At 57.4% G+C, this 23,815-nt stretch carries 21 protein-coding genes and 4 tRNA genes; 18 read left to right on the top strand and 7 right to left on the bottom strand.

The features are described 5' to 3' along the window. Window position 1: 1 nt before the first annotated feature. The 9 genes from wzxE to UTO39_RS20065 all read left to right on the top strand — a co-directional run bounded on the left by wzxE (window position 2) and on the right by UTO39_RS20065 (window position 6,566). A complete protein-coding gene (gene wzxE / locus UTO39_RS20105; RefSeq protein WP_320727911.1) occupies window positions 2-1,252 on the top strand; it encodes a lipid III flippase WzxE in 1,251 nt (416 codons plus the stop codon). Then, window positions 1,249-2,328, top strand: a complete 1,080-nt coding sequence (locus tag UTO39_RS20100) for a TDP-N-acetylfucosamine:lipid II N-acetylfucosaminyltransferase (protein ID WP_320727910.1) — start codon at window positions 1,249-1,251, stop codon at window positions 2,326-2,328. Before wzxE ends, UTO39_RS20100 begins: the two co-directional genes overlap by 4 nt. Then, window positions 2,325-3,677, top strand: coding sequence for an ECA oligosaccharide polymerase (gene wzyE, locus UTO39_RS20095; protein ID WP_320727909.1), 1,353 nt, complete (start codon window positions 2,325-2,327; stop codon window positions 3,675-3,677). Before UTO39_RS20100 ends, wzyE begins: the two co-directional genes overlap by 4 nt. A 12-nt stretch (window positions 3,678-3,689) precedes the next feature. Next, entirely contained in the window at window positions 3,690-4,430 is a 741-nt protein-coding gene (wecG, locus tag UTO39_RS20090) for a lipopolysaccharide N-acetylmannosaminouronosyltransferase (protein ID WP_320727908.1), read from the top strand. Between the two features lie 197 nt (window positions 4,431-4,627). Further along, entirely contained in the window at window positions 4,628-6,013 is a 1,386-nt protein-coding gene (locus tag UTO39_RS20085; RefSeq protein WP_041911824.1) for an amino acid permease, read from the top strand. A gap of 102 nt (window positions 6,014-6,115) precedes the next feature. Then, window positions 6,116-6,192: transfer RNA gene (locus UTO39_RS20080), tRNA-Arg, on the top strand. Window positions 6,193-6,260: 68 nt separating this feature from the next. Continuing rightward, window positions 6,261-6,336, top strand: a tRNA-His gene (locus UTO39_RS20075). Between the two features lie 21 nt (window positions 6,337-6,357). After that, window positions 6,358-6,443, top strand: a tRNA-Leu gene (locus UTO39_RS20070). A 46-nt stretch (window positions 6,444-6,489) separates the two neighbouring features. Continuing rightward, window positions 6,490-6,566, top strand: a tRNA-Pro gene (locus tag UTO39_RS20065). 506 nt (window positions 6,567-7,072) lie between these two features. On the opposite strand, the gene UTO39_RS20060 is transcribed toward UTO39_RS20065, so the two are convergent. From UTO39_RS20060 to hemC, 5 genes are all read right to left on the bottom strand, one after another. Next, window positions 7,073-8,284, bottom strand: coding sequence for an MFS transporter (locus UTO39_RS20060; protein WP_320727907.1), 1,212 nt, complete (start codon window positions 8,282-8,284; stop codon window positions 7,073-7,075). Between the two features lie 169 nt (window positions 8,285-8,453). After that, window positions 8,454-9,653 (bottom strand): protoheme IX biogenesis protein HemY, encoded by a 1,200-nt coding sequence (hemY, locus tag UTO39_RS20055; protein ID WP_061099609.1) that lies wholly within the window; start codon window positions 9,651-9,653, stop codon window positions 8,454-8,456. A 2-nt stretch (window positions 9,654-9,655) separates the two neighbouring features. After that, window positions 9,656-10,843 carry a uroporphyrinogen-III C-methyltransferase gene (gene hemX / locus UTO39_RS20050; RefSeq protein WP_320727906.1) on the bottom strand — a complete coding sequence of 396 codons (1,188 nt, stop codon included), beginning with the start codon at window positions 10,841-10,843 and terminating at the stop codon, window positions 9,656-9,658. A 20-nt stretch (window positions 10,844-10,863) separates the two neighbouring features. Beyond that, window positions 10,864-11,604: a uroporphyrinogen-III synthase gene (gene hemD / locus UTO39_RS20045; protein WP_320727905.1), complete on the bottom strand. Its 741-nt coding sequence runs from the start codon at window positions 11,602-11,604 to the stop codon at window positions 10,864-10,866. Next, window positions 11,601-12,542, bottom strand: coding sequence for a hydroxymethylbilane synthase (gene hemC, locus UTO39_RS20040; protein WP_253543424.1), 942 nt, complete (start codon window positions 12,540-12,542; stop codon window positions 11,601-11,603). The genes hemD and hemC overlap by 4 nt, the downstream gene beginning before the upstream one ends. 350 nt (window positions 12,543-12,892) lie before the next feature. Between hemC and cyaA the strand changes: the two genes are divergently transcribed. Continuing rightward, window positions 12,893-15,436, top strand: coding sequence for a class I adenylate cyclase (gene cyaA, locus UTO39_RS20035; protein WP_253543423.1), 2,544 nt, complete (start codon window positions 12,893-12,895; stop codon window positions 15,434-15,436). A gap of 45 nt (window positions 15,437-15,481) precedes the next feature. On the opposite strand, the gene cyaY is transcribed toward cyaA, so the two are convergent. Beyond that, window positions 15,482-15,802, bottom strand: coding sequence for an iron donor protein CyaY (gene cyaY / locus UTO39_RS20030; RefSeq protein ID WP_003860816.1), 321 nt, complete (start codon window positions 15,800-15,802; stop codon window positions 15,482-15,484). A gap of 135 nt (window positions 15,803-15,937) precedes the next feature. On the opposite strand from cyaY, the gene UTO39_RS20025 reads away from it, so the two are divergent. The 8 genes from UTO39_RS20025 (at window position 15,938) to corA (ending at window position 22,869) form a co-directional block, all read left to right on the top strand. Beyond that, the gene (locus UTO39_RS20025) at window positions 15,938-16,141 is read left to right on the top strand and encodes an LPS translocon maturation chaperone LptM (protein ID WP_041911830.1); all 204 of its coding nucleotides are present in this window, start codon (window positions 15,938-15,940) and stop codon (window positions 16,139-16,141) included. Between the two features lie 35 nt (window positions 16,142-16,176). Continuing rightward, a complete protein-coding gene (dapF, locus tag UTO39_RS20020; protein ID WP_061096761.1) occupies window positions 16,177-17,001 on the top strand; it encodes a diaminopimelate epimerase in 825 nt (274 codons plus the stop codon). Then, a complete protein-coding gene (locus UTO39_RS20015; RefSeq protein WP_061096762.1) occupies window positions 16,998-17,705 on the top strand; it encodes a DUF484 domain-containing protein in 708 nt (235 codons plus the stop codon). The genes dapF and UTO39_RS20015 overlap by 4 nt, the downstream gene beginning before the upstream one ends. Then, on the top strand, window positions 17,702-18,604 hold the full coding sequence (gene xerC / locus UTO39_RS20010; protein WP_320727904.1) for a tyrosine recombinase XerC: 903 nt from the start codon (window positions 17,702-17,704) through the stop codon (window positions 18,602-18,604). Before UTO39_RS20015 ends, xerC begins: the two co-directional genes overlap by 4 nt. After that, window positions 18,604-19,320, top strand: coding sequence for a 5-amino-6-(5-phospho-D-ribitylamino)uracil phosphatase YigB (yigB, locus tag UTO39_RS20005; RefSeq protein ID WP_061096764.1), 717 nt, complete (start codon window positions 18,604-18,606; stop codon window positions 19,318-19,320). Before xerC ends, yigB begins: the two co-directional genes overlap by 1 nt. A 79-nt stretch (window positions 19,321-19,399) precedes the next feature. Further along, on the top strand, window positions 19,400-21,562 hold the full coding sequence (uvrD, locus tag UTO39_RS20000) for a DNA helicase II (RefSeq protein WP_061096765.1): 2,163 nt from the start codon (window positions 19,400-19,402) through the stop codon (window positions 21,560-21,562). Continuing rightward, window positions 21,523-21,768 carry a YsgD/CorL family protein gene (gene ysgD / locus UTO39_RS22365; RefSeq protein ID WP_407065113.1) on the top strand — a complete coding sequence of 82 codons (246 nt, stop codon included), beginning with the start codon at window positions 21,523-21,525 and terminating at the stop codon, window positions 21,766-21,768. Before uvrD ends, ysgD begins: the two co-directional genes overlap by 40 nt. A 150-nt stretch (window positions 21,769-21,918) precedes the next feature. After that, window positions 21,919-22,869, top strand: coding sequence for a magnesium/cobalt transporter CorA (gene corA, locus UTO39_RS19995; RefSeq protein ID WP_008501540.1), 951 nt, complete (start codon window positions 21,919-21,921; stop codon window positions 22,867-22,869). Window positions 22,870-22,911: 42 nt separating this feature from the next. Here the strand turns inward: corA and rarD are convergent, their stop codons facing one another. Then, window positions 22,912-23,808 (bottom strand): EamA family transporter RarD, encoded by an 897-nt coding sequence (gene rarD / locus UTO39_RS19990; RefSeq protein WP_320727903.1) that lies wholly within the window; start codon window positions 23,806-23,808, stop codon window positions 22,912-22,914. Between the last annotated feature and the right edge of the window lie 7 nt (window positions 23,809-23,815).

Here is a 23,815-nt window from a genome sequence, read left to right as displayed (position 1 = left end):
TATGTCTCTGGCAAAAGCATCGGTGTGGACCGCCGCGTCCACGCTTGTAAAAATTGGTGCCGGACTGCTGGTCGTCAAGCTGCTGGCCGTCTCATTCGGTCCTTCAGGCGTTGGGCTGGCGGGCAACTTCCGCCAGCTTGTTACCGTCCTTGGGGTGCTGGCCGGTGCCGGAATCTTTAACGGCGTGACCAAATACGTTGCTCAGTATCATGATGATGCGGCCCAGCTTCGCAGGGTAGTGGGCACCGCGTCGGCGATGGTGACGGGCTTTTCGACCCTGCTGGCGATTGTGTTTCTGCTGGCGGCGGCCCCCATCAGCCAGGGATTGTTCGGGCACACCCATTATCAGGGGCTGGTGCGTCTGGTCGCGCTGGTGCAGATGGGCATTGCCTGGGCCAACCTGCTGCTGGCACTGATGAAAGGTTTTCGCGATGCTGCCGGGAACGCGCTTGCGCTTATCCTGGGGAGCGTCATCGGCGTAATTGCCTACTACTTCTGCTACCGCCTGGGCGGCTATGAAGGCGCACTGCTGGGGCTGGCGCTGGTCCCGGCGCTGGTTGTTGTGCCTGCGGCGTTCATGCTGATGCGCCAGGGCGTTATCCCTCTGAGCTACCTGAAACCGCAATGGGACAAGGTGCTTGCCAGCCAGCTGGGTAAGTTTACCCTGATGGCGCTCATTACTTCCGTCACGCTGCCGGTGGCCTACGTGATGATGCGAAACCTGCTGGCGGCGCATTACAGCTGGGATGAGGTGGGGATCTGGCAGGGCGTAAGCAGTATTTCCGACGCTTACCTCCAGTTTATAACGGCTTCCTTTAGCGTTTATTTGCTGCCAACCTTATCGCGTCTGACGTCCCGGCAGGATATTACCCGCGAAATTTCCCGCTCCCTGCGTTTCGTATTACCCGCGGTGGCGGCGGCCAGCTTGACCGTCTGGCTATTGCGCGATGTTGCCATCTGGCTGCTTTTCTCGGCAAAGTTTACCGCCATGCGCGATCTCTTTGCCTGGCAACTGGTGGGCGATGTGCTGAAAGTGGGGGCTTACGTTTTCGGCTATCTGGTGATTGCGAAAGCCTCGCTGCGGCTGTATATCCTGGCGGAGGTGAGCCAGTTTGCATTGCTGACAGCATTTTCACACTGGCTGATACCCGCGCACGGTGCGCTGGGGGCGGCTCAGGCCTACATGGCAACCTATATCGTTTATTTCGCTGCCTGCTGCGGCGTATTTTTATTGTGGCGTAAACGCGCATGACTGCACTGATTCACATCCTGGGATCGGATATCCCACACCATAACCAGACCGTTTTGCGGTTCTTCAACGACGAGCTGGCATCGGACAATCCTGATGCGCGCGAGTTTATGGTTGCAGGTCAGGATAATGGCCTGAGCGCGGCGTTTCCGGCGCTGAAAATCGCCTTCTGGCCGGATAAAGCTACCCTGGCGAAGGCGGTTATTGCCAAAGCCAAAGCGGATCGTGAGCAACGTTTCTTTTTCCACGGACAGTTCAATACCGGCCTGTGGCTGGCTCTGCTCAGCGGGGGAATTAAACCCTCCCAGTGCAGCTGGCATATCTGGGGAGCCGATCTCTACGAAGTTTCCCGCGGCTGGAAATTCCGGCTTTTCTATCCGCTGCGTCGCATGGCGCAGGGAAGGGTGGGCTGCGTTTTTGCCACCCGTGGCGATCTGAATTATTTTGCGAAGCAGCACCCTAACGTGCGCGGTGAGCTGCTCTATTTCCCAACCCGTATGGATCCGGCGCTGAACACCATGGCGAATGACGCGGTTCGCGAAGGCAAGCTGACGGTGCTGGTGGGGAATTCCGGCGATCGCAGCAACGAACATGTTGCGGCGCTCCGGGCGGTACACCAGCAGTTTGGCGACACGGTGAACGTGGTGGTGCCGATGGGCTATCCGTCCAACAACGACGCCTATATTGATGAGGTTCGCCAGCAGGGGCTTGCGTTATTCAGCGAAGAAAATTTGCACATTCTCAGCGAAAAGCTGGAGTTTGATGACTATCTTGCGCTGCTGCGAAAATGCGATCTGGGCTATTTCATCTTTGCCCGCCAGCAGGGGATTGGTACGCTGTGCCTGCTGATTCAGGCGGGTGTACCTTGTGTGCTTAACCGTGAAAACCCGTTCTGGCAGGACATGGCCGAGCAGCATATTCCGGTGCTGTTCACCTCAGACACGCTGGATGTCGAAGTGGTGCGTGAAGCACAGCGCCAGCTCACGCTGGTGGATAAAAACAGCATCGACTTTTTCAGCCCGAATTACCTCACGCCGTGGCACCGCGCGCTGCGTATCGCTTCAGGAGACAACGCATGAGTCAGTTGCAGTTTAGCGGCTTGCTGGTTGTCTGGCTTCTGAGCACGCTGTTTATCGCTACGCTCACCTGGTTTGAGTTCCGCCGCGTGCGCTTCAACTTTAACGTGTTCTTCTCGTTGCTGTTTCTGCTGACCTTCTTTTTCGGCTTCCCGCTGACCAGCATTCTGGTCTTCCGTTTTGACGTGAGCGTCGCGCCGCCGGAAATTCTTCTCCAGGCCCTGCTGGCGGCAACCTGCTTCTATGCGGTTTACTACGTCACCTATAAAACGCGTCTGCGGCCCGCGCAGGCTGCTGCCCCGCGTCGGGCGCTCTTTACCATGAACCGGGTGGAGACCCATCTGACGTGGGTGATGCTCATGACCATCGCCCTGGTCAGCGTCGGCATCTTCTTCATGCATAACGGCTTCCTGCTGTTTAAGCTCCACTCCTACAGCCAGATTTTTTCGGCGGAAGTCTCAGGCGTGGCGCTTAAGCGATTCTTCTATTTCTTTATCCCGGCGATGCTGGTGATCTTCTTCCTTCGCCAGGACAGCAAGGCGTGGCTGTTCTTCCTGGTCAGTACCGTTGCGTTCGGTATCCTGACCTACATGATTGTGGGCGGTACGCGCGCCAACATCATTATCGCTTTCGCTATTTTCCTGTTTATCGGCATCATTCGCGGCTGGATCTCGCTGTGGATGCTGGTTGCGGCAGGGGTGTTTGGCATTGTGGGGATGTTCTGGCTGGCGCTGAAGCGCTACGGGATGAACGTGGCGGGCGATGAGGCGTTTTACACGTTCCTGTACCTGACGCGCGATACCTTCTCGCCGTGGGAAAACCTGGCATTGCTGCTGCAAAACTACGATAAGATTGATTTCCAGGGGCTGGCGCCGATTGTGCGCGATTTCTACGTCTTTATCCCGAGCTGGCTCTGGCCGGACCGCCCTGGCGTGGTGCTCAATACCGCGAACTATTTTACCTGGGAAGTGCTGAACAACCATTCGGGCCTGGCGATCTCGCCAACCTTGATTGGTTCTCTGGTGGTGATGGGAGGAGGCTGGTTTATCCTGCCGGGCGCGTTTGTCGTAGGGTTGATTATTAAGTGGTTTGACTGGCTTTACGTGCGCGGTAACGAAGAGACCAACCGCTATAAAGCGGCCATTTTGCACAGTTTCTGCTTTGGTGCCATTTTCAATATGATCGTTCTGGCGCGCGAGGGGCTGGACTCGTTCGTTTCGCGCGTAGTGTTCTTCATGGTCGTTTTTGGCATCTGCCTGTTACTGGCCAAACTGCTGTACTGGCTGTTCGAAAGCGCAGGGCTTGTGCACAAGCGCGAGCCACAGGGCAGCACAACGCTGTCGCAAGTCTGAGTAGGGAAAGTAATGACTGATAAAATTTCTGCACCGCGCTATGCGCTTCGTGGCTTGCAGCTGATTGGCTGGCGCGACATGCAGCACGCGCTGGATTTTCTGTTCGCCGACGGGCAGATGAAATCCGGTACGCTGGTCGCTATCAATGCGGAAAAGATGCTGGCGGTGGAAGATAACGCTGAAGTCAAAAGCCTGATTGAAGCGGCTGAATTTAAATACGCGGACGGTATCAGCGTGGTCCGCTCTATCCGTAAAAAGTATCCTGACGCTAATGTTTCCCGCGTGGCGGGTGCCGATCTCTGGGAGCAGCTTATGGCCCGCGCAGGCGCGGAGGGCACGCCGGTGTTCCTGATTGGCGGTAAGCCTGAGGTGCTGGCCGAGACCGAAGAGAAACTGCGTCGTCAATGGAATGTTAATATCGTTGGCAGCCAGAATGGTTACTTCAAGCCTGAAGACCAGCCGGCTTTGTTTGCCCGCGTGCGCGACAGCGGGGCGAAAATCGTCACCGTGGCGATGGGGTCCCCGCGCCAGGAGATCCTGATGCGCGACTGCCGCCTGGTCAGCCCGAATGCGCTTTATATGGGCGTCGGCGGCACCTACGACGTCTTTACCGGCCACGTGAAGCGCGCGCCGAAGATTTGGCAAAATATGGGGCTGGAGTGGCTGTACCGCCTGCTCTCCCAACCCACCCGCATTAAACGACAGATTCGTCTGCTTCGCTACCTCGCCTGGCACTATACCGGTAAGATGTAATCAAAATGTAGCGCGATATGCTGTTCGCGCTGCAACTCACCTGCAAAACTGCTGATAATTTGCTCAATGCATTCATTTTTTTAATGCATCGTTTGCCATTTGGCCGATTTTAAGAAACCATTCGCACCGTATTTTAGTACCCCTAAAAAACAATAACCGGTATTAAGCCGGGAAACAGCAAACACAATCGAGGATCTATGGCAGAGAAACAACCGGAGCTACAGCGTGGGCTGGAAGCTCGTCATATCGAACTGATAGCGCTGGGCGGCACTATCGGCGTTGGCCTGTTTATGGGCTCCGCAAGCACCCTCAAATGGGCAGGCCCTTCCGTATTACTGGCGTATATCATCGCCGGACTGTTTGTTTTCTTCATCATGCGCTCAATGGGCGAAATGCTCTTTCTGGAGCCGGTGACCGGTTCCTTCGCCGTTTACGCGCACCGTTATATGAGCCCGTTCTTCGGCTACCTGACGGCCTGGTCATACTGGTTTATGTGGATGGCGGTAGGCATCTCTGAAATCACCGCGATAGGGGTTTACGTCCAGTTCTGGTTCCCGGACATGGTCCAGTGGATACCGGCACTCATTGCCGTGGGGCTGGTGGCCCTGGCAAACCTTGCAGCCGTGCGCCTTTACGGTGAAATCGAGTTCTGGTTTGCGATGATCAAAGTGACCACCATCATCGTGATGATTGTTATTGGCCTGGGCGTGATTTTTTATGGCTTTGGCAACGGCGGACACGCCATCGGCTTTGGCAACCTGACTGAACACGGCGGCTTCTTCGCCGGCGGCTGGAAGGGCTTCCTGACGGCGCTGTGTATCGTTGTGGCCTCGTATCAGGGCGTGGAGTTGATCGGGATTACCGCCGGTGAAGCTAAAAATCCGCAGGTCACGCTGCGTAGCGCGGTGGGGAAAGTGCTGTGGCGTATCCTGATTTTTTACGTGGGCGCGATCTTCGTCATCGTCACCATCTTCCCGTGGAACGAAATCGGGACGACGGGTAGCCCGTTCGTATTAACCTTCGCGAAGATTGGAATTACAGCAGCAGCGGGTATCATCAACTTTGTGGTCCTGACGGCAGCGCTGTCAGGCTGTAACAGCGGGATGTACAGCTGTGGCCGAATGCTCTACGCGCTCTCGAAAAATAACCAGCTGCCTGCGGCGATGAGTAAGGTCTCACGTGCTGGCGTGCCGGTAGCGGGCGTGGCGGTCTCTATTGTCATCCTGCTGATTGGCTCCTGCCTGAACTACATCATCCCTAATCCGCAGCGCGTGTTTGTTTACGTCTACAGCGCCAGCGTGCTGCCGGGCATGGTGCCATGGTTTGTTATCCTCATCAGCCAGCTGCGTTTCCGCCATGCGCATAAAAAAGCGATCGCCAGCCATCCGTTCCGCTCGATTCTTTTCCCGTATGCGAACTATTTGACGATGGCGTTCCTGATTTGCGTATTAATTGGAATGTACTTTAATGAAGATACCCGCATGTCGCTGTTTGTCGGGCTGATCTTCCTGGCGGCAGTGACGGCCGCGTATAAGCTTTTTGGCCTGGGTCGCCGTGCCACCACGCAGAAAGTGGAGGAATAAGCGGCAAAATGTGCAAACCATAACCAAACGCGCATTTTTTTCAAAAAAGCACTAGACAGCGGGGGCGGAGGTACGTAATATCCAGCCCCGCAACGGCGCTAAGCGCCCGTAGCTCAGCTGGATAGAGCGCTGCCCTCCGGAGGCAGAGGTCTCAGGTTCGAATCCTGTCGGGCGCGCCATTTTAGTTCCCGGCGCTAGAGCTGCGGTGGTCTGAGAAGTAGTCAGTACCGCGTGAAAAAATACAGTGGTGGCTATAGCTCAGTTGGTAGAGCCCTGGATTGTGATTCCAGTTGTCGTGGGTTCGAATCCCATTAGCCACCCCATTATTGAAAGAGTTGTGAATTGCGAAGGTGGCGGAATTGGTAGACGCGCTAGCTTCAGGTGTTAGTGTCCTTAGGATGTGGGGGTTCGAGTCCCCCCCCTCGCACCACGACTTTTTAAATGAATTGAACTAAAAATTCAAAAAAGCAGTACATCGGCGAGTAGCGCAGCTTGGTAGCGCAACTGGTTTGGGACCAGTGGGTCGGAGGTTCGAATCCTCTCTCGCCGACCAATTTTGAACCCCGCTTCGGCGGGGTTTTTTGTTTTCTGCAACTTTTATCCCCTGTAGTTATCCCCCGACAGCGCCTTGTATCACTGTCGCGATTAAGCGACTTGCAACTCATTGTAAACAGAAGAAATAATAATTTATGGGATTTGCTGTCTCTTCCTGGCGACATATTTCTGCTTTTGCCGATACGCTGTGAAGCGTCAGATGCTCCTTAACAGCATAATTTCCTTTTATCTTAAAATGTTGCGCCATGTAAAAGTTCTGCGTGTAAATCTGGCACGTTACGTGCAATAATATACGTGTAGATGCTCATTCCATCTCTTATGTTCGCCTTAGTGCCTCATAAACTCAGGAATGACGCAGAGCCATTTACGGTGCTTATCGTCCACTGACAGATGTCGCTTCGGCCTCATCAGACACCATGGACATAACGTTGAGTGAAGCACCAAATATGTTGTCTTACAGACCTGTTTTAACGCCTGCTTTTATAGCAGGCGTTTTTTTATGCCTTATTCCCGATAAAAGCGCATGATGAGGGCAACCATCAGCAGAGCCGCTGACGAAACCATATAAAGCGCCTGTACTGAGCCAAACCCTGATGCGGCTATCGCTGCTAATCCGGTAAAAAGAGAGGCACTGAGCGTTTGCCAGCGCCAGGCTTTACCGCTGGCTACAGCGGTTTGCGTGGCCTGAAAACTACTGAGCACGCCAAACGTACCCGCCGCAAAGAGCACGTTTGAGGCCAGGTGCGCGACAAAGATCATTCCCAGCGCGTACCCTGTCCAGCCGGCCATAAACGGCAGCATTCCATAAGCGGCCACAAAGATACCGAGGCAAAGCAACAGTCGCGGCGTATGAGCCGCAAAACGCGCCAGGCTGTCTCTTTTCAGCAGTAAGGGGCCGCAAAGCTGCCCCATACTCCTTGCGAAAAGCAGAGGCAGCGCAAGGCCCGCCGCATCCTGAGGACGGAGCTGCTGGGCCAGCGCCGGAAGAAGCGCCATCGCGGGTGACCCGACGGCGGCCAGCGCTGGCAAAATGAGCAAGCTGCGTTTCTGCCGAACGGTCAATGTCTGCCAGCGCAATATAGCTGAAGCCCTCTTTTCCACATGGCCAGTGCGCGACGCCGAAGAAAACAGGCGTCCCGCCAGCCATAACATGACCAGCGACCCGAGAAAGCTGATGGCATCAATGGTCAGCAAGGCGAGCACGGGTATCTTCTGAAAAAGCACCACGCCCAGACCGGTACCTAACAACACCTGAGACGCAAAAATCACATTTTCCAGGCAGGTGGCGGCAGGCAGTTCCGTTTCGCTGAGGCCGCGCTTGAAGAGCAACGTCAGGGCGGGCCAGCTCATCCCGCTGAGCAGCGCTTCGGTGGATTGCACGGCGAGTAACGCTGCAACGCTATGATAACCCACGCCAAGCACGGGAAAGAGCAGGGCAAGCAAGCCCAGTCCTTCGGTCAATATCAGCAGGGATACCGGAGAATAGCGCGAACACAGCCTTTCACCGAGCATACTGCCGATAAACCCCGGCACCGTGGCGAACAGAAAAGCGAGGGTCAGCAGCGCTGGCGGGGCCGACCACGCTAACAGCAGGCCGAAGACGACGACCTGGGTTAACCCATTTCCCAGAGAAGAGAAGATAAAAGCACAGGCAAGCAGGCGCAGCCAGCGGTGGCAGCGCAGCGCTTCAATAAGCGCATACAAAAGCGAGTTCATGACGATTTCCTTTCAGAAACGATTTAGTCCATGCGCAAATCGCGCATGTGCGAAAAAAGGTTAATGAAAAGATATCGTTACATTGGCGGGTTCGTTTGCAGCTGTCGGTGTAAAGAATGTAGCAGGAGAACCGTGATAAAAAAAGGAGGCCGTCTGGCCTCCTGTTGAATTACGGCTGGGTACCGTTATTTTGCAACGTCAATAACAGCCCATCACGCCGCATGGCGGCCGCCTCTTCCGGCTTATGCTGTTTGTCCAGCGTATCGGCAAGCCACGCGTAGTCAAATGCGTCCGGACGCTGTTTTAGCGCCGCACGGAAGGCCAGGCTCGCCTCCTGCCATTCGCCGTGCTTCATCAGCGACTGGCCCAGCGTGCTCCACAGCAGCGGACGGTCACCGACGGTTTTGATCTGCTGGCGCAGCACTTTTTCGACCTGCTCAGGGTTATTGGTTTTCAGGCGCGGGATCACCATGACCAGACGATCGTCGTACTGGCGCTTCAGGCCGTCGAGGAGGATCTCCTGCGCGGTGTCATGATCGTCACATTCAATAAGATGTTCCGCCATGGCCACCTGCAGAGGAACCTGCTGACGCGTTTTCCGGCTCTGATTCTTCCACCAGGTTTTCAGGCCGTCGCTGCCCAGGTCGGCGCGCGCCTGATCCATCAGGCCAATCCATGCCAGACGCTGAAGCTCATCACGATGCTCATCATCACCCACCTCGGCCTTCGCCATCGACGGAATGATGTCCAGCAGCGAGCCCCACGCGCCGGTACGAATATAGGCCTGCTCCGCAAGGCGCAGGACTTCCGGATGACGCGGTGCGATTTCCAGCAGACGGTCAATGCCGTGGCGCGCCGCGTGGTTTTCATTGCGCGCCAGCTGCAGGCGGACGCGGGTAATTTCCACTGGGATCGGGTCGCCAGACGCCAGTTCTGACGCGCGTTCCAGATGCTGGTTAGCGCGCGCTTCATCACCGCGCTGCTGCGCCGCCTCGGCGGCCAGAAGATAGTTCACCACCGGCTGTTCCGCGTGGTCGGCGTTTTTCGACATCAGCTTCTCAACCTGCTGATAATCGCCTTCGGCCAGCTTCAGCAGCGCCTGTTCCGTTTGCTTACGGGCGCGGCGGCGCTTACGGCCAACGAACCAGCCGCGGGTATGGGCACCGGTGCGGAAAATACGGCGCAGGATCCATTCAACGGCAAGCAGGACCACGACGCCGAGGATCAGAACGATCGCCAGACCCGTTACGCTGGTTTCAATGTTGTAGTTATCGGTCTGGATCAGGACGTATCCCTGATGGCCCGCAAGCATCGGCCCCAGGACGATCCCGGCGATCAGCAGGATGAAGAGTAAAAGGACTTTTAGCATCATTACTCTCCCTGTGGCGCGCTTTCAGGCGCTGGTGCCGCCGCTGTGCCGGTCTGCTCGGCCGGAACGCCCGGCTGCGCCAGCAGGTTACGCACGCGCGTTTGCATCAGCTTCTCCAGAATCGGCTGGCTGGCCAGCTTATCCGGCACGTTCATGGTGATGTTCTGCTGGCTCAGCTTGTCGATATCTTCGAGGAACGCGGTGGTCGTTGCATCATCGGTGTTGTAGTAGGCGCGTACCCACGTCGAAACGTTATCCAGCGCCTGTTTGTAGGTCTCTTCCTGATGGCGCGGCACGGCCTGCGCCGCGACCAGCAGGCGGGAACGGATGTTTTCGCGCAGATAGATATCCTGATTCGGCGCCAGCAGCGGTACGGCGGTTTCATCGCGACGGCGGATGGTAATGAAGCTGTCCATAAAGTTCTGCCAGCTTTTCTGCAGGTTTATGCGCCATTCGCTCAGGGAGCTGGACAGCTCGGTACCGTCAGAGTCCATCGGGGAGTCGTCGTCGTTGTTATCCGCCAGCTGCAGGTTATCAATCTGATTCGACAGCTGATTCACTTTAAGGATAATGCCGTCGTAATCCACCTGTGAAACGGCGGAGAGGCTGGCGATATCTTCGGTAATTGCGCGGCGCGCGGTAATGAGGCTCGGATCGTTCATGTCGGCCAGGCTCGCATCGGCGCTTTTCAGCAGCGCGGCGGCGGTGGTCACGTCCTGATCGCTCCACAGCTTACGCCCGGCGAGTTTGACGAGGAAATCGGCCTGCGAGAGCAGCCAGGTTTTGGCATCGGTTCCGGAGATCGTGGCGACTTTCTGCTGTACTTCGCCCAGCTGTTTGGTCAGCTCTTCCTGTTTGCTGTTCGCCTCGGCAAGCGCGGCGGCCTGCTGCTTGATCACCGCTTCCAGCTCGGTTTTCTGCGTTTCCTGGGCCTTTTGCAGGGAGGTAAGCTGATTGACCAGCGTATCGCTGGTGGCCGTCTGGTTAGCACTCTGTTGCTTCACCAGACCATACAGGCCGACGACGGCTGCCAGCGCAATGGCGATGGCAATCGCGCTCAGCGCGAGGCTGGTTTTATTGCTGCCGTTTTTCTTCTCAGCGGTTTTCTCAGTCGTCTCTGGCTGTGGCGTTGTCTCCACAGTCTCCCTGGTCTCTTCAACCACGGCGGAGGATTTTTCGTGTTCCGTCATTATGGCTTCCCATTTGAGAGTTATTGTAATGCGCGCAGCAGCGCATCGTTGTCGGCGTTATCAGCGATCCGAATATCCTGCCAGCCCAGTTCCCGGGCGAGGTTCGCCAGACGCTCACTGACGACCAGAAGCCGACAGCGGAGTAACCAGTTTTCGCGATACCAAAGCGGTATCAGCGACCAAAGCTGTTGTAACATTTCACCGCTGGTGACCACCAGCGTATTAATACCGCGCGCGTGCCAGCGCATCGCCTCTTGTGCGCCATCGTAGTGTTTTGCACAGCGCTGGTAGCACTCAACAAACGTGACGTTAGCCCCGCGTTCGCGCAGCGTTTCGCCCAGCAGTTCGCGGCCACCGTTGCCGCGCAAAATGAGCGCGCGCTTTCCGGCAATAGTTTGTAATTCAGGTAATTGTAGCAACACTTCACTGATTTCCCGATCTAACGGATAACGAACGTCCGCACCGCTTACGGTATGCAGTGCTAGTGCCGTTGTGCGGCCAATCGCGAAATAGCGCGGGTCGTCAGGCCAGGCCAGGCCCTGCTGTTGCAGCTGCGCGTGGGCAAATTCCACGGCATGCTGCGATAGCGCAAACAGCAGGTCGCCTTCCTGCAGGGTATTCATCTGGTCGGCGAGCGCAGAGAGCTCCCGGCCGGGGGAGAATTCAATCAGCGGAAAACTCCAGGCCACCTGCCCCAGTGCGCGCAGACGGCTCACTAATTGCTCTCCTGCGGGAGAAGGGCGGGTGACAAGAATACTCATGCAGGGGGTTCTCCGTTATAGACCTCGGCCAGAATTTCACGCGCGCCGTTATTCAGCAGCTCTTCCGCCAGCGACACGCCAAGCTGCTCGGCATCCTGCGGTTTGCCGCGACGTTCGCCGCGCACCATCTGTGAACCGTCCGGGGCGCCCACCAGCGCGCGCAGCCACAGTTCACCTTCGGTTAATTCAGCATAGCTGCCAATCGGCACCTGACACCCTCCTTCGAGGCGGGTATTCATCGCCCGCTCGGCTTTTACGCGGGTCGCGGTCTCGTCATGGTTCAGCGGGGCGAGCAGTTCGCGGGTGCGCGCATCGTCCAGACGGCACTCGATGCCAACGGCACCCTGGCCCACGGCCGGCAGCGACAGCTCCGGCGGCAGCGCCACGCGAATGCGTTCCTCCAGCCCAAGACGCTTCAGGCCGGCAACGGCAAGAATAATGGCATCGTAATCGCCGTTATCCAGCTTGCCCAGACGCGTGCCGACGTTACCGCGCAGCGAGCGGATGATAAGGTCAGGACGACGTTCCGCCAGCTGACACTGGCGGCGTAAACTGGACGTGCCAACTATGCTACCCTCCGGCAGCGCGTCGAGCGAGTCATAGTGGTTCGAGACAAACGCGTCACGCGGATCTTCGCGCTCGCAGATGGTCACCAGCCCCAGCCCTTCAGGGAACTCGACGGGCACGTCTTTCATCGAATGTACGGCGATATCGGCGCGGTTCTCAAGCAATGCCAGTTCCAGCTCTTTGACAAACAGGCCCTTGCCGCCCACTTTCGCCAGTGGCGTATCCAGAATCACGTCACCGCGCGTGACCATCGGCACCAGCTCGACGCGCAATCCACTGTGGCAGGCTTCAAGGCGCTGCTTAACATAATGTGCCTGCCAGAGCGCAAGAGGGCTTTGGCGTGTGGCAATTCTCAAAACATTGTCTAACATGCTTGTTACCGTCATTATCAATCGCTAACCATCCTAACATTGTTGACTCTGGGATGGCAGTTTTACGGTTGATGAAGCGTGAGAGGGACAAGGCGGCGTATTCGTCAGCCGTAGCCGTATTCAGGAATTTACACGTACAGAACGGTGCTACACTTGTATGTAGCGCATCTTTCTTTACGGTCAACCGGCAAGGTGTTAAATTGATCACGTTTTAGACCATTTTTTCGTCGGTACCACCATAATGATAAGGGCGAAAAAAGGGCAACGGTTATCTTTTTGAAATACTGCGGGCTCGCTGTTATTCGTGTTTTGAATAGCTTACGACACCCGGAAACATCAGGCGATACGTCTTGTACCTCTATATTGAGACTCTGAAACAGAGACTGGATGCCATAAATCAACTGCGTGTGGATCGCGCGCTTGCTGCCATGGGCCCTGCTTTCCAGCAGGTATACAGTCTGCTGCCGACATTATTGCACTATCACCATCCGCTAATGCCTGGCTACCTTGATGGTAACGTTCCCCAGGGCATTTGCCTCTTCACGCCTGATGAAACCCAACAGCATTATCTGAACGAGCTGGAACTCTACCGCGGCATGCCGCCTCAGGTTTCTCCGAAAGGTGAGCTGCCGATTACCGGCGTTTACTCGATGGGGAGTACCTCATCGGTAGGGCAAAGCTGTTCTTCGGACCTGGATATCTGGGTCTGCCATCAATCCTGGCTCGATAACGAAGAGCGTCAGCTGCTGCAGCGTAAATGCAGCCTGCTGGAGAGCTGGGCGGCCTCGCTCGGCGTGGAAGTGAGCTTCTTCCTGATTGATGAAAACCGTTTCCGCCATAATGAAAGCGGCAGTCTGGGTGGTGAAGACTGCGGCTCGACTCAGCACATCCTGTTGCTGGATGAATTTTACCGTACTGCCGTTCGTCTGGCCGGGAAGCGTATTCTGTGGAATATGGTCCCGTGCGAAGAAGAAGAGCATTACGACGACTACGTCATGTCGCTTTACGCGCAGGGCGTACTGACGCCAAACGAATGGCTGGACCTGGGCGGCCTCAGCTCCCTGTCCGCCGAAGAGTACTTTGGCGCAAGCCTCTGGCAGCTCTATAAGAGCATTGATTCACCGTATAAAGCGGTGCTGAAAACACTGCTGCTCGAAGCCTACTCCTGGGAATACCCTACGCCGCGCCTGCTGGCGAAAGATATCAAGCAGCGCCTGCACGATGGCGAGATTGTCTCCTACGGGCTCGACGCCTACTGCATGATGCTGGAGCGCGTTACCGAATACCTGAAAGCCATTGATGACGTCACGCGTCTTGACCTGGTGCGTCGGTGTTTCTATCTCAAAGTCTGTGAAAAGCTGAGCCGCGAGCGCGCCTGCGTGGGCTGGCGTCGTGAAGTGGTCAGTCAGCTAGTGAAAGAGTGGGGATGGGACGAAGCGCGTCTGTCCATGCTCGATAACCGCGCCAACTGGAAGATCGATCAGGTGCGTGAAGCGCACAACGAACTGCTCGACGCGATGATGCAAAGCTACCGTAACCTGATCCGCTTTGCGCGCCGGAACAACCTCAGCGTGTCCGCCAGCCCGCAGGATATCGGGGTGTTAACCCGTAAGCTGTACGCCGCGTTTGAAGCGCTGCCGGGCAAAGTGACCCTGGTTAACCCGCAGATTTCGCCTGACCTGTCTGAACCAAACCTGACCTTTATCTACGTGCCGCCGGGCCGCGCAAACCGCACCGGGTGGTATCTGTACAACCGTGCGCCAAGCATGGATTCGATCATCAGCCATCAGCCGCTTGAGTATAACCGCTACCTGAACAAGCTGGTGGCGTGGGCCTGGTTTAACGGCCTGCTGACCTCGCGCACGCGCCTGTTTATCAAGGGCAACGAGGTCGTCGATTTAGCCAAGCTGCAGGAGATGGTGGCGGATGTCTCGCACCACTTCCCGCTGCGTCTGCCTGCGCCGACGCCGAAAGCGCTCTACAGCCCGTGCGAGATTCGCCACCTGGCGATTATCGTCAACCTGGAGTACGACCCGACGGCGGCCTTCCGCAATCAGGTGGTCCATTTTGACTTCCGCAAGCTGGACGTCTTCAGCTTTGGCGAGCAGCAAAACTGCCTGGTGGGCAGCGTAGACCTGCTGTACCGCAACTCGTGGAACGAAGTGCGTACCCTGCACTTCAACGGCGAGCAGGCAATGATCGAAGCGCTGAAAACCATTCTCGGCAAGATGCACCAGGACGCCGCGCCGCCGGACAGCGTCGAAGTGTTCTGCTACAGCCAGCACCTGCGCGGTTTAATTCGTACCCGCGTACAGCAGCTGGTCTCCGAGTGCATCGAACTGCGTCTCTCCAGCACCCGTCAGGAAACCGGGCGCTTTAAAGCGCTGCGCGTCTCCGGGCAGACCTGGGGCCTGTTCTTCGAGCGTTTGAACGTGTCGGTACAGAAGCTGGAAAACGCCATTGAGTTCTACGGCGCGATTTCGCACAACAAGCTGCACGGCCTGTCAGTTCAGGTGGAAACCAACCACGTCAAGCTGCCGCAGGTGGTGGACGGCTTTGCCAGTGAAGGGATTATTCAGTTCTTCTTTGAAGAGTCGGGCGACGATGCCGGGTTCAACATCTACATTCTGGATGAGACCAACCGCGCCGAGGTGTATCACCACTGTGAAGGCAGCAAAGAGGAGCTGGTGCGCGACGTCAGCCGCTTCTACTCTTCCTCGCATGACCGCTTCACCTACGGCTCCAGCTTTATCAACTTCAACCTGCCGCAGTTCTACCAGATTGTGAACGTGGATGGGCGAGCGCAGGTGATCCCGTTCCGTACGCAGGCGATTACCCCTGCGGTGCCTGCGAATCAGGATACCGCACCGCTGTTGCAGCAGTATTTCTCCTGAGCCTTTGTAGGCCCGGTAAGGCGTAGCCGCTACCGGGCACAGAAACTACCTGAAACTCACATCCTCACCCGCCTGCGCGGTCGCCGCCTGTTCCAGCAGATCCCAGAACGTTTCGCCGCTGCGGTCGCAAACCCACTCGTCACCCTTCAAATCAAAGTGATAGCCGCCCTGTTTGGCCGCCAGCCACACCTGGTGAAGCGGCTCCTGGCGGTTAATAATAATTTTGCTGCCGTTTTCGAAGCTCAGGGTCAGAATGCCGCCGTTGATTTCACAATCGATATCGCTATCGCCGTCCCAGTCGTCGATACGTTCTTCGATGGTCATCCACAGGGTGTCGGCAAGGCGATGGAATTCACTGTCGTTCATGGTTTTGTTCCTGTTTTTCGTGATGGCGGCAGTATAACGCTAAATAATTCCCGTTGCAGGAAAGCGGCAAACTCTTGCTTTTGTGTCTTCTCCTGCGATGATAGAAACAGATTTGAACTTACGGGCAACTTTATAATGAAAAACGCTTTCCGAACGCTTGCCGTTCTCATCACGCTGTTTAGCCTGACCGGCTGCGGACTGAAGGGACCACTCTACTTCCCGCCTGCGGATAAAACCGCGCCGCCGCCGACAAAACCGGTTAACAGCGGCATTGAGTCTTCCACGCCAAAGACTAACGATCGTGGCGACAACGGCGGTCCGACTCAGGTTAACCTCTGACGACAACGTTCTGTACCCGCGCAATGGAGCAAATGATGCAGTTCTCTAAAATGCATGGCCTTGGCAACGATTTTATGGTCGTCGACGCGGTAACGCAGAATGTGTTTTTCTCCCCGGAACTGATCCGTCGCCTGGCGGATCGGCACGTGGGCGTGGGGTTCGATCAGCTGCTGGTGGTTGAGCCGCCTTACGATCCTGACCTCGATTTCCACTACCGTATTTTTAACGCGGACGGCAGTGAGGTGAACCAGTGCGGCAACGGCGCGCGCTGTTTTGCCCGCTTTGTCCGCCTGAAGGGGCTGACCAACAAGCGCGATATCCGCGTCAGTACCGCTAATGGTCGTATGGTGCTCAGCGTCACCGACGACGAGCTGGTGCGCGTCAATATGGGCGAGCCTAACTTCGAGCCTTCCGCCGTGCCGTTTCGCGCAAACAAAGCGGAAAAGACCTATATTATGCGTGCGGCCGAGCAGACAGTATTGTGCGGCGTCGTCTCGATGGGTAACCCGCACTGCGTGATTCAGGTGGATGACGTGGAAACCGCGGCGGTTGAAACGCTCGGTCCGGTTCTGGAGAGCCACGAGAGGTTCCCGGAGCGCGCGAACATCGGCTTTATGCAGGTGGTGAAGCGTGAACATATCCGCCTGCGGGTTTACGAGCGCGGCGCGGGCGAAACCCAGGCCTGCGGAAGCGGCGCCTGTGCGGCTGTCGCCGTCGGTATCTCTCAGGGGTTACTGGCAGAAGAGGTTCGCGTGGAATTACCGGGCGGTCGGCTTGATATCGCCTGGAAAGGACCGGGTCATCCACTGTATATGACGGGCCCGGCGACACATGTTTATGACGGGTTTATCCATCTATGAAACAACCAGGGGAAGAACTGCAGGAAACAGTGACGGAACTGGACGACAGCGCTGTTGTTGATTATCTGCTGAACAATCCTGAGTTTTTTATTCGCAATGCACGCGTCGTCGAACAGATGCGCGTGCCGCATCCGGTTCGCGGGACCGTGTCGCTGGTCGAATGGCACATGGCGCGCTCGCGTAACCACATCAACCAGCTTGAAGAGAACATGACGCTGCTGATGGAGCAGGCCAGCACCAACGAAAGCCTGTTCTATCGCCTTCTGCACCTGCAGGCGCGTCTGGCCTCGGCGCACAGCCTCGAAGAGTTTCTCAGCCGCTTCCACCGCTGGGCGCGCGAGCTGGGGCTGGCAGGCGCAACGATTCGTCTGTTCCCTGACCGCTGGCGCATTGGCGCACCGTCGGGATTTACACATCTGGCGCTCAGCCGTCAGGCGTTTGAGCCGCTGCGCATTCAGCGCCTGGGCCATGAGCACCACTATCTGGGGCCGCTGAACGGACCTGAGCTGCTGGTGGTGTTACCGGAAGCCAAAGCGATTGGCTCGGTGGCGATGTCGCTGATGGGGCGCGACGGCGACCTGGGAGTCATATTATTTACCAGCCGCGACGTGCACCACTATGAGCAGGGGCAAGCCACGCACCTGCTGCAGGAGATCGCCCTGATGCTGCCCGAGCTGCTGGAGCGCTGGATTGAACGCGTATGACGGACGGACTGCTCGCCACTGACGTCTCGCGCTTTCTGCGCTATCTGGGCGTTGAACGTCAGCTCAGCCCTATCACGCTGCTCAACTATCAGCGTCAGCTTGATGCCATCATCCAGATTGCCGAAGAAATCGGCCTGAAAAGCTGGCAACAATGTGACGCCGCCACGGTACGCGGGTTCGTCGTGCGTAGCCGTAAAAAAAATCTCAGCCCGGCGAGCCTTGCGCTTCGGCTCTCTGCGCTGCGCAGCTTCTTCGACTGGCTGGTCAGCCAGGGCGGCCTGAAAGCCAACCCGGCAAAAGGGATCGCCACGCCGAAAGCCCCGCGCCATCTGCCGAAAAATATCGACGTCGACGACGTAAACCGCCTGCTGGATATCGACCTTAACGATCCGCTGGCCGTGCGCGACCGCGCGATGCTGGAGGTGATGTATGGCGCGGGCCTGCGTCTCTCCGAACTGGTGAACCTCGACTTAAAGCATCTCGATCTGGAATCCGGCGAAGTGTGGGTGATGGGCAAGGGCAGCAAAGAGCGCCGCCTGCCGATTGGCCGCAACGCCGTCTCCTGGATTGAGCACTGGCTGGATCTGCGCGGCCTGTTTGGCGCGGAAGAGGATGCGCTGTTTCTATCTAAGCTCGGCAAGCGGATCTCCGCGCGTAACGTGCAGAAGCGCTTTGCGGAGTGGGGCATTAAGCAGGGACTGAACAGCCACGTGCATCCGCACAAGCTGCGCCACTCCTTTGCGACACACATGCTGGAATCGAGCGGCGATCTGCGCGGCGTGCAGGAACTGCTTGGCCATGCGAATCTGTCGACCACTCAAATCTACACCCACTTAGACTTCCAACACCTTGCCTCGGTGTATGACGCGGCGCATCCACGCGCCAAACGGGAGAAATAATGCGTTTTTACCGCCCACTCGGTCAGATCTCAGCCCTGACGTTTGACCTTGATGACACCCTTTATGACAACCGCGAGGTGATTCTGCGTACCGAGCAGGAGTCGCTGGCGTTTGTACAGAACTACCATCCGGCGCTGAAAGCGATGCAGAACAAGGATTTCCAGAAGCTGCGCCAGTCCCTGCGGGAGACCGAACCGGACATTTACCACGACGTGACCGAATGGCGTCGCCGGGCGGTTGAGCAGGCGATGCTCAACGCTGGCCTGAGCGCGCAGGATGCGGCCATCGGTGCCGAAGCGTCCATGGAAAACTTCGCCAAATGGCGCAGCCGGATCGACGTTCCGCAGGAGACCCACGACACGCTGGCAAAGCTTGCCGAAAAGTGGCCGCTGGTGGCCATCACCAACGGTAACGCCCAGCCGGAGCTGTTTGGCCTGGGCGATTACTTCGAGTTCGTGCTGCGCGCGGGTCCGCACGGGCGCTCGAAGCCGTTCAGCGATATGTATCACCTGGCAGCGGAAAAGCTGAATTTGCCGCTCGGGAACATTCTTCACGTGGGCGACGACCTGACCACCGACGTGGCGGGTGCCATCCGCTGCGGCATGCAGGCCTGCTGGATCAAGCCAGAAAATGCGGAGCTGATGACCGCCACAGACAGCCGTCTTCTGCCGCACGTGGAAATTTCACGGTTGGCATCCCTCACTACGCTGATATAATCATCAATTGTTCTGTATAAATTAACAGGGTTTTGGCGAGTGGAAACATTTGCCTGCCCGACATGACGTGACGGTGCCAATGGACGTTTCTTACCTGCTCGACAGCCTTAATGACAAACAGCGTGACGCGGTTGCCGCCTCGCGCACCAACCTGCTGGTTCTGGCTGGGGCGGGCAGTGGTAAGACGCGCGTGCTGGTTCACCGTATCGCCTGGCTGCAGAGCGTGGAAAACTGCTCACCGTACTCCATCATGGCGGTCACGTTTACCAACAAGGCGGCGGCGGAGATGCGCCACCGTATCGCTCAGCTGATGGGCACCAGCCAGGGCGGCATGTGGGTTGGCACCTTCCACGGCCTGGCGCACCGCCTGCTGCGCGCGCACCATATGGACGCCAACCTGCCGCAGGATTTCCAGATCCTCGACAGCGAAGACCAGCTCCGCCTGCTGAAGCGCCTGATCAAGGCGATGAACCTTGACGAGAAGCAGTGGCCGCCGCGTCAGGCGATGTGGTACATCAACGGTCAGAAAGACGAAGGTCTTCGCCCGCACCACATTCAGAGCTTCGGCAACCCGGTCGAGCAGACCTGGCAGAACGTCTATAAGGCCTATCAGGAAGCGTGCGATCGCGCCGGCCTGGTGGATTTCGCCGAGCTGCTGCTGCGCGCCCACGAGCTGTGGCTCAACAAGCCGCACATCCTGCAGCACTACCGCGAACGCTTCACCAACATCCTGGTGGACGAATTCCAGGATACCAACAACATCCAGTACGCGTGGATCCGCCTGCTGGCGGGGGATACCGGCAAGGTGATGATCGTGGGCGATGACGACCAGTCGATTTACGGCTGGCGCGGAGCGCAGGTGGAGAACATCCAGCGCTTCCTCAACGATTTCCCCGGCGCGGAAACCATCCGTCTGGAGCAGAACTACCGCTCAACCAGCAACATCCTGAGCGCGGCCAACGCCCTGATCGAGAACAACAACGGGCGTCTGGGCAAAAAGCTGTGGACCGACGGCGTCGACGGCGAACCGATCTCGATTTACTGCGCCTTCAACGAGCTCGACGAAGCCCGTTTCGTGGTGAACCGCATCAAAACCTGGCAGGACAACGGCGGCGCGCTGGAGCAGTGCGCCATTCTCTACCGCAGCAACGCCCAGTCGCGCGTGCTGGAAGAGGCGCTGCTGCAGGTGAGCATGCCGTACCGCATTTACGGCGGCATGCGATTCTTCGAACGTCAGGAAATCAAAGATGCGCTCTCTTACCTGCGCCTGATCGCCAACCGCAACGACGACGCGGCGTTTGAGCGCGTGGTGAACACGCCGACCCGCGGCATTGGCGACCGTACGCTGGACGTAGTTCGTCAGGCCTCGCGCGATCGCCAGCTGACGCTGTGGCAGGCGTGCCGCGAGCTGCTGCAGGAAAAAGCCCTCGCCGGACGCGCCGCCAGCGCGCTCCAGCGCTTCCTGGAATTAATTGACGCCCTGGCGCAGGAAACCGCCGACATGCCGCTGCACGTGCAGACTGACCGGGTGATTAAAGACTCCGGCCTGCGCACCATGTACGAGCAGGAGAAAGGCGAGAAGGGCCAGACCCGTATTGAGAACTTAGAGGAACTGGTCACGGCAACGCGCCAGTTCAGCTACAACGAAGAAGACGAAGATCTGATGCCGCTGCAGGCGTTCCTCTCCCATGCCGCGCTGGAGGCGGGTGAAGGGCAGGCGGACACCTGGCAGGACGCGGTTCAGCTGATGACCCTGCACTCCGCCAAAGGTCTGGAGTTCCCGCAGGTGTTTATCGTTGGCATGGAAGAGGGCATGTTCCCAAGCCAGATGTCGCTGGATGAAGGCGGACGCCTGGAAGAAGAGCGTCGTCTGGCCTACGTGGGCGTGACGCGAGCGATGCAGAAGCTGACGCTAACCTACGCGGAAACCCGCCGTTTGTACGGCAAAGAGGTCTATCACCGACCGTCGCGCTTTATCGGCGAACTGCCGGAAGAGTGCGTGGAAGAGGTACGTCTGCGCGCCAGCATCAGCCGTCCGGTTAGCCATCCGCGCATGGGCTCGCCGATCTCTGAAACCGACACCGGCTACAAGCTGGGCCAGCGCGTGCGCCATTCGAAGTTTGGTGAAGGCACCATTGTGAATCTGGAAGGCAGCGGCGAGCACAGCCGCCTGCAGGTCGCGTTCCAGGGGCAGGGGATTAAATGGCTGGTGGCCGCCTATGCCAGGCTGGAAACAGTGTAACTTTCAGAAAAATATCATTATTTTGTAATAATCTGCTAGCCTTATACGTTGAAGGTCAATTAATGCCCTTCAGCGTTCCGTTGCGTGTTGACGTCGCAGTTACTGCTGGCGTAACATGCGCGCACGATTACGCTAAGAGGACATTCGCCTTGGACACACCCAGTAGATACTGGCTCAATTCCCTGTCATTCAGGAACAACTCCTAAGGCTATCTCCTCTTGCTGATGGCCTTAGTGGTTGTCAGCGACTGCATTATTCCCGTCGCGCTGAGTCAGGCTGTTTAATGGTCTGAAACCCAATTTGTTTCTGTGTGCCCACCGAACTGTCCGATATTTTTTGCATTGGGAGTCCCGGTCATGTTGAGCGCATTTCAACTCGAAAATAACCGACTGACTCGGCTTGAAGCCGAAGAGTCACAGCCCCTCATTGATGCCGTATGGGTGGATCTGGTCGAGCCGGACGACGATGAGCGCCTTCGCGTACAATCTGAGCTGGGGCAAAGCCTGGCAACCCGTCCTGAACTGGAAGACATCGAAGCCTCCGCGCGTTTCTTTGAAGATGAAGACGGCCTGCACATTCACTCCTTCTTCTTCTTTGAAGATGCGGAAGATCACGCGGGTAACTCCACCGTGGCGTTTACCATTCGCGACGGTCGTCTGTTCACTCTGCGCGAGCGCGAACTGCCGGCATTTCGCCTCTACCGCATGCGCGCCCGCAGCCAGGCGATGGTGGACGGCAACGCATACGAGCTGCTGCTCGATCTGTTCGAAACCAAAATTGAACAGCTGGCGGACGAAATTGAAAACATCTACAGCGACCTGGAAAAGCTGAGCCGCGTGATCATGGAAGGCCATCAGGGCGATGAGTACGACGAGGCGCTCTCGACGCTGGCAGAGCTGGAAGATATCGGCTGGAAGGTGCGTCTGTGTCTGATGGATACCCAGCGCGCGCTGAACTTCCTGGTGCGCAAGGCGCGTCTGCCGGGCGGTCAGCTGGAGCAGGCGCGTGAGATCTTACGCGATATCGAATCCCTGCTGCCGCACAACGAATCCCTGTTCCAGAAGGTGAACTTCCTGATGCAGGCGGCGATGGGCTTTATTAACATCGAGCAGAACCGCATCATCAAGATCTTCTCGGTGGTGTCCGTGGTGTTCCTGCCACCAACGCTGGTGGCGTCGAGCTACGGGATGAACTTTGAGTTTATGCCGGAGCTGAAGTGGAGCTTTGGCTACCCTGGGGCGATTATCTTTATGATCCTCGCCGGGCTGGCGCCGTATCTGTACTTTAAGCGTCGGAACTGGCTGTAAAATCTGGCGGGTGGCGCTGCGCTTACCCGCCCTACAAAACACCTACATTCCTCTGCGGGTTCTGCGCTGGGTATAAATCGCATCGGCGACGAAAATCGCCAGCGCCACCCAGATAAAGGCGAAGGTCACCATCTTATCCGCACCCGGCACTTCGCCGTAAAACACCACCGCCAGCAGGAACATCAGCGTCGGGCCGATGTACTGGAAGAAGCCCAGCGTGGAGAGGCGCAGGCGCGTTGCCGCACCGGTGAAGCACAGCAGCGGAATGGTGGTCACTACGCCCGCCGCCATCAGCATCAGGTTCAGCGACCACGGGTTGCTGCCCATATGGCTGGTGGCGCTGTCGGCGATACCGAACAGATAGACCGCCGCCACTGGCAGCAGCCACAAGGTTTCAAACAGCATCCCGGTTTGCGCTTCCACCGCAATTTTCTTACGTACCAGGCCGTAGAACGCAAAGCTGAACGCCAGACCGAGGGCGATAACCGGCAGCGAGCCAAACGTCCACAGCTGCACCAGCACGCCGCAGAAGGCCAGAATCACCGCCACCCACTGCATCCGGCGGAAGCGTTCGCCGAGGAAAATCATCCCCAGCACGATATTCACCAGCGGGTTAATGAAGTACCCCAGGCTCGCTTCGAGCATGTGGTGGTTATTCACCGCCCAGATAAACAGCAGCCAGTTGCCGCCGATCAGCACCGCGGAAAGCGCCAGCAGGAAGACCTTTTTCGGGGTTTTCAGCAGCGTTTTAACGCCGGACCACTGACGGCTGATGCTCATCAGCGCGATCATGAAGAAGAACGACCAGATGACGCGGTGAGTGAGGATCTCGTCGGCCGGAACATAGGCGATAAATTTGAAGTACGCCGGGGCGATACCCCAAATAAAATAAGCGGCAAGGGCGAGTAAAACGCCCTGCCGCGTCTGTTTAGCATCCATCGGGAAA

It is taken from the genome of Enterobacter sp. 118C5 (assembly GCF_034107645.1).
In the GTDB taxonomy this organism is placed as follows: Bacteria; Pseudomonadota; Gammaproteobacteria; order Enterobacterales; family Enterobacteriaceae; genus Enterobacter; species Enterobacter nematophilus.
The sequence above is the reverse complement of the archived record's forward strand: the minus strand, read 5'-3'. Positions and strand labels throughout refer to the sequence as shown.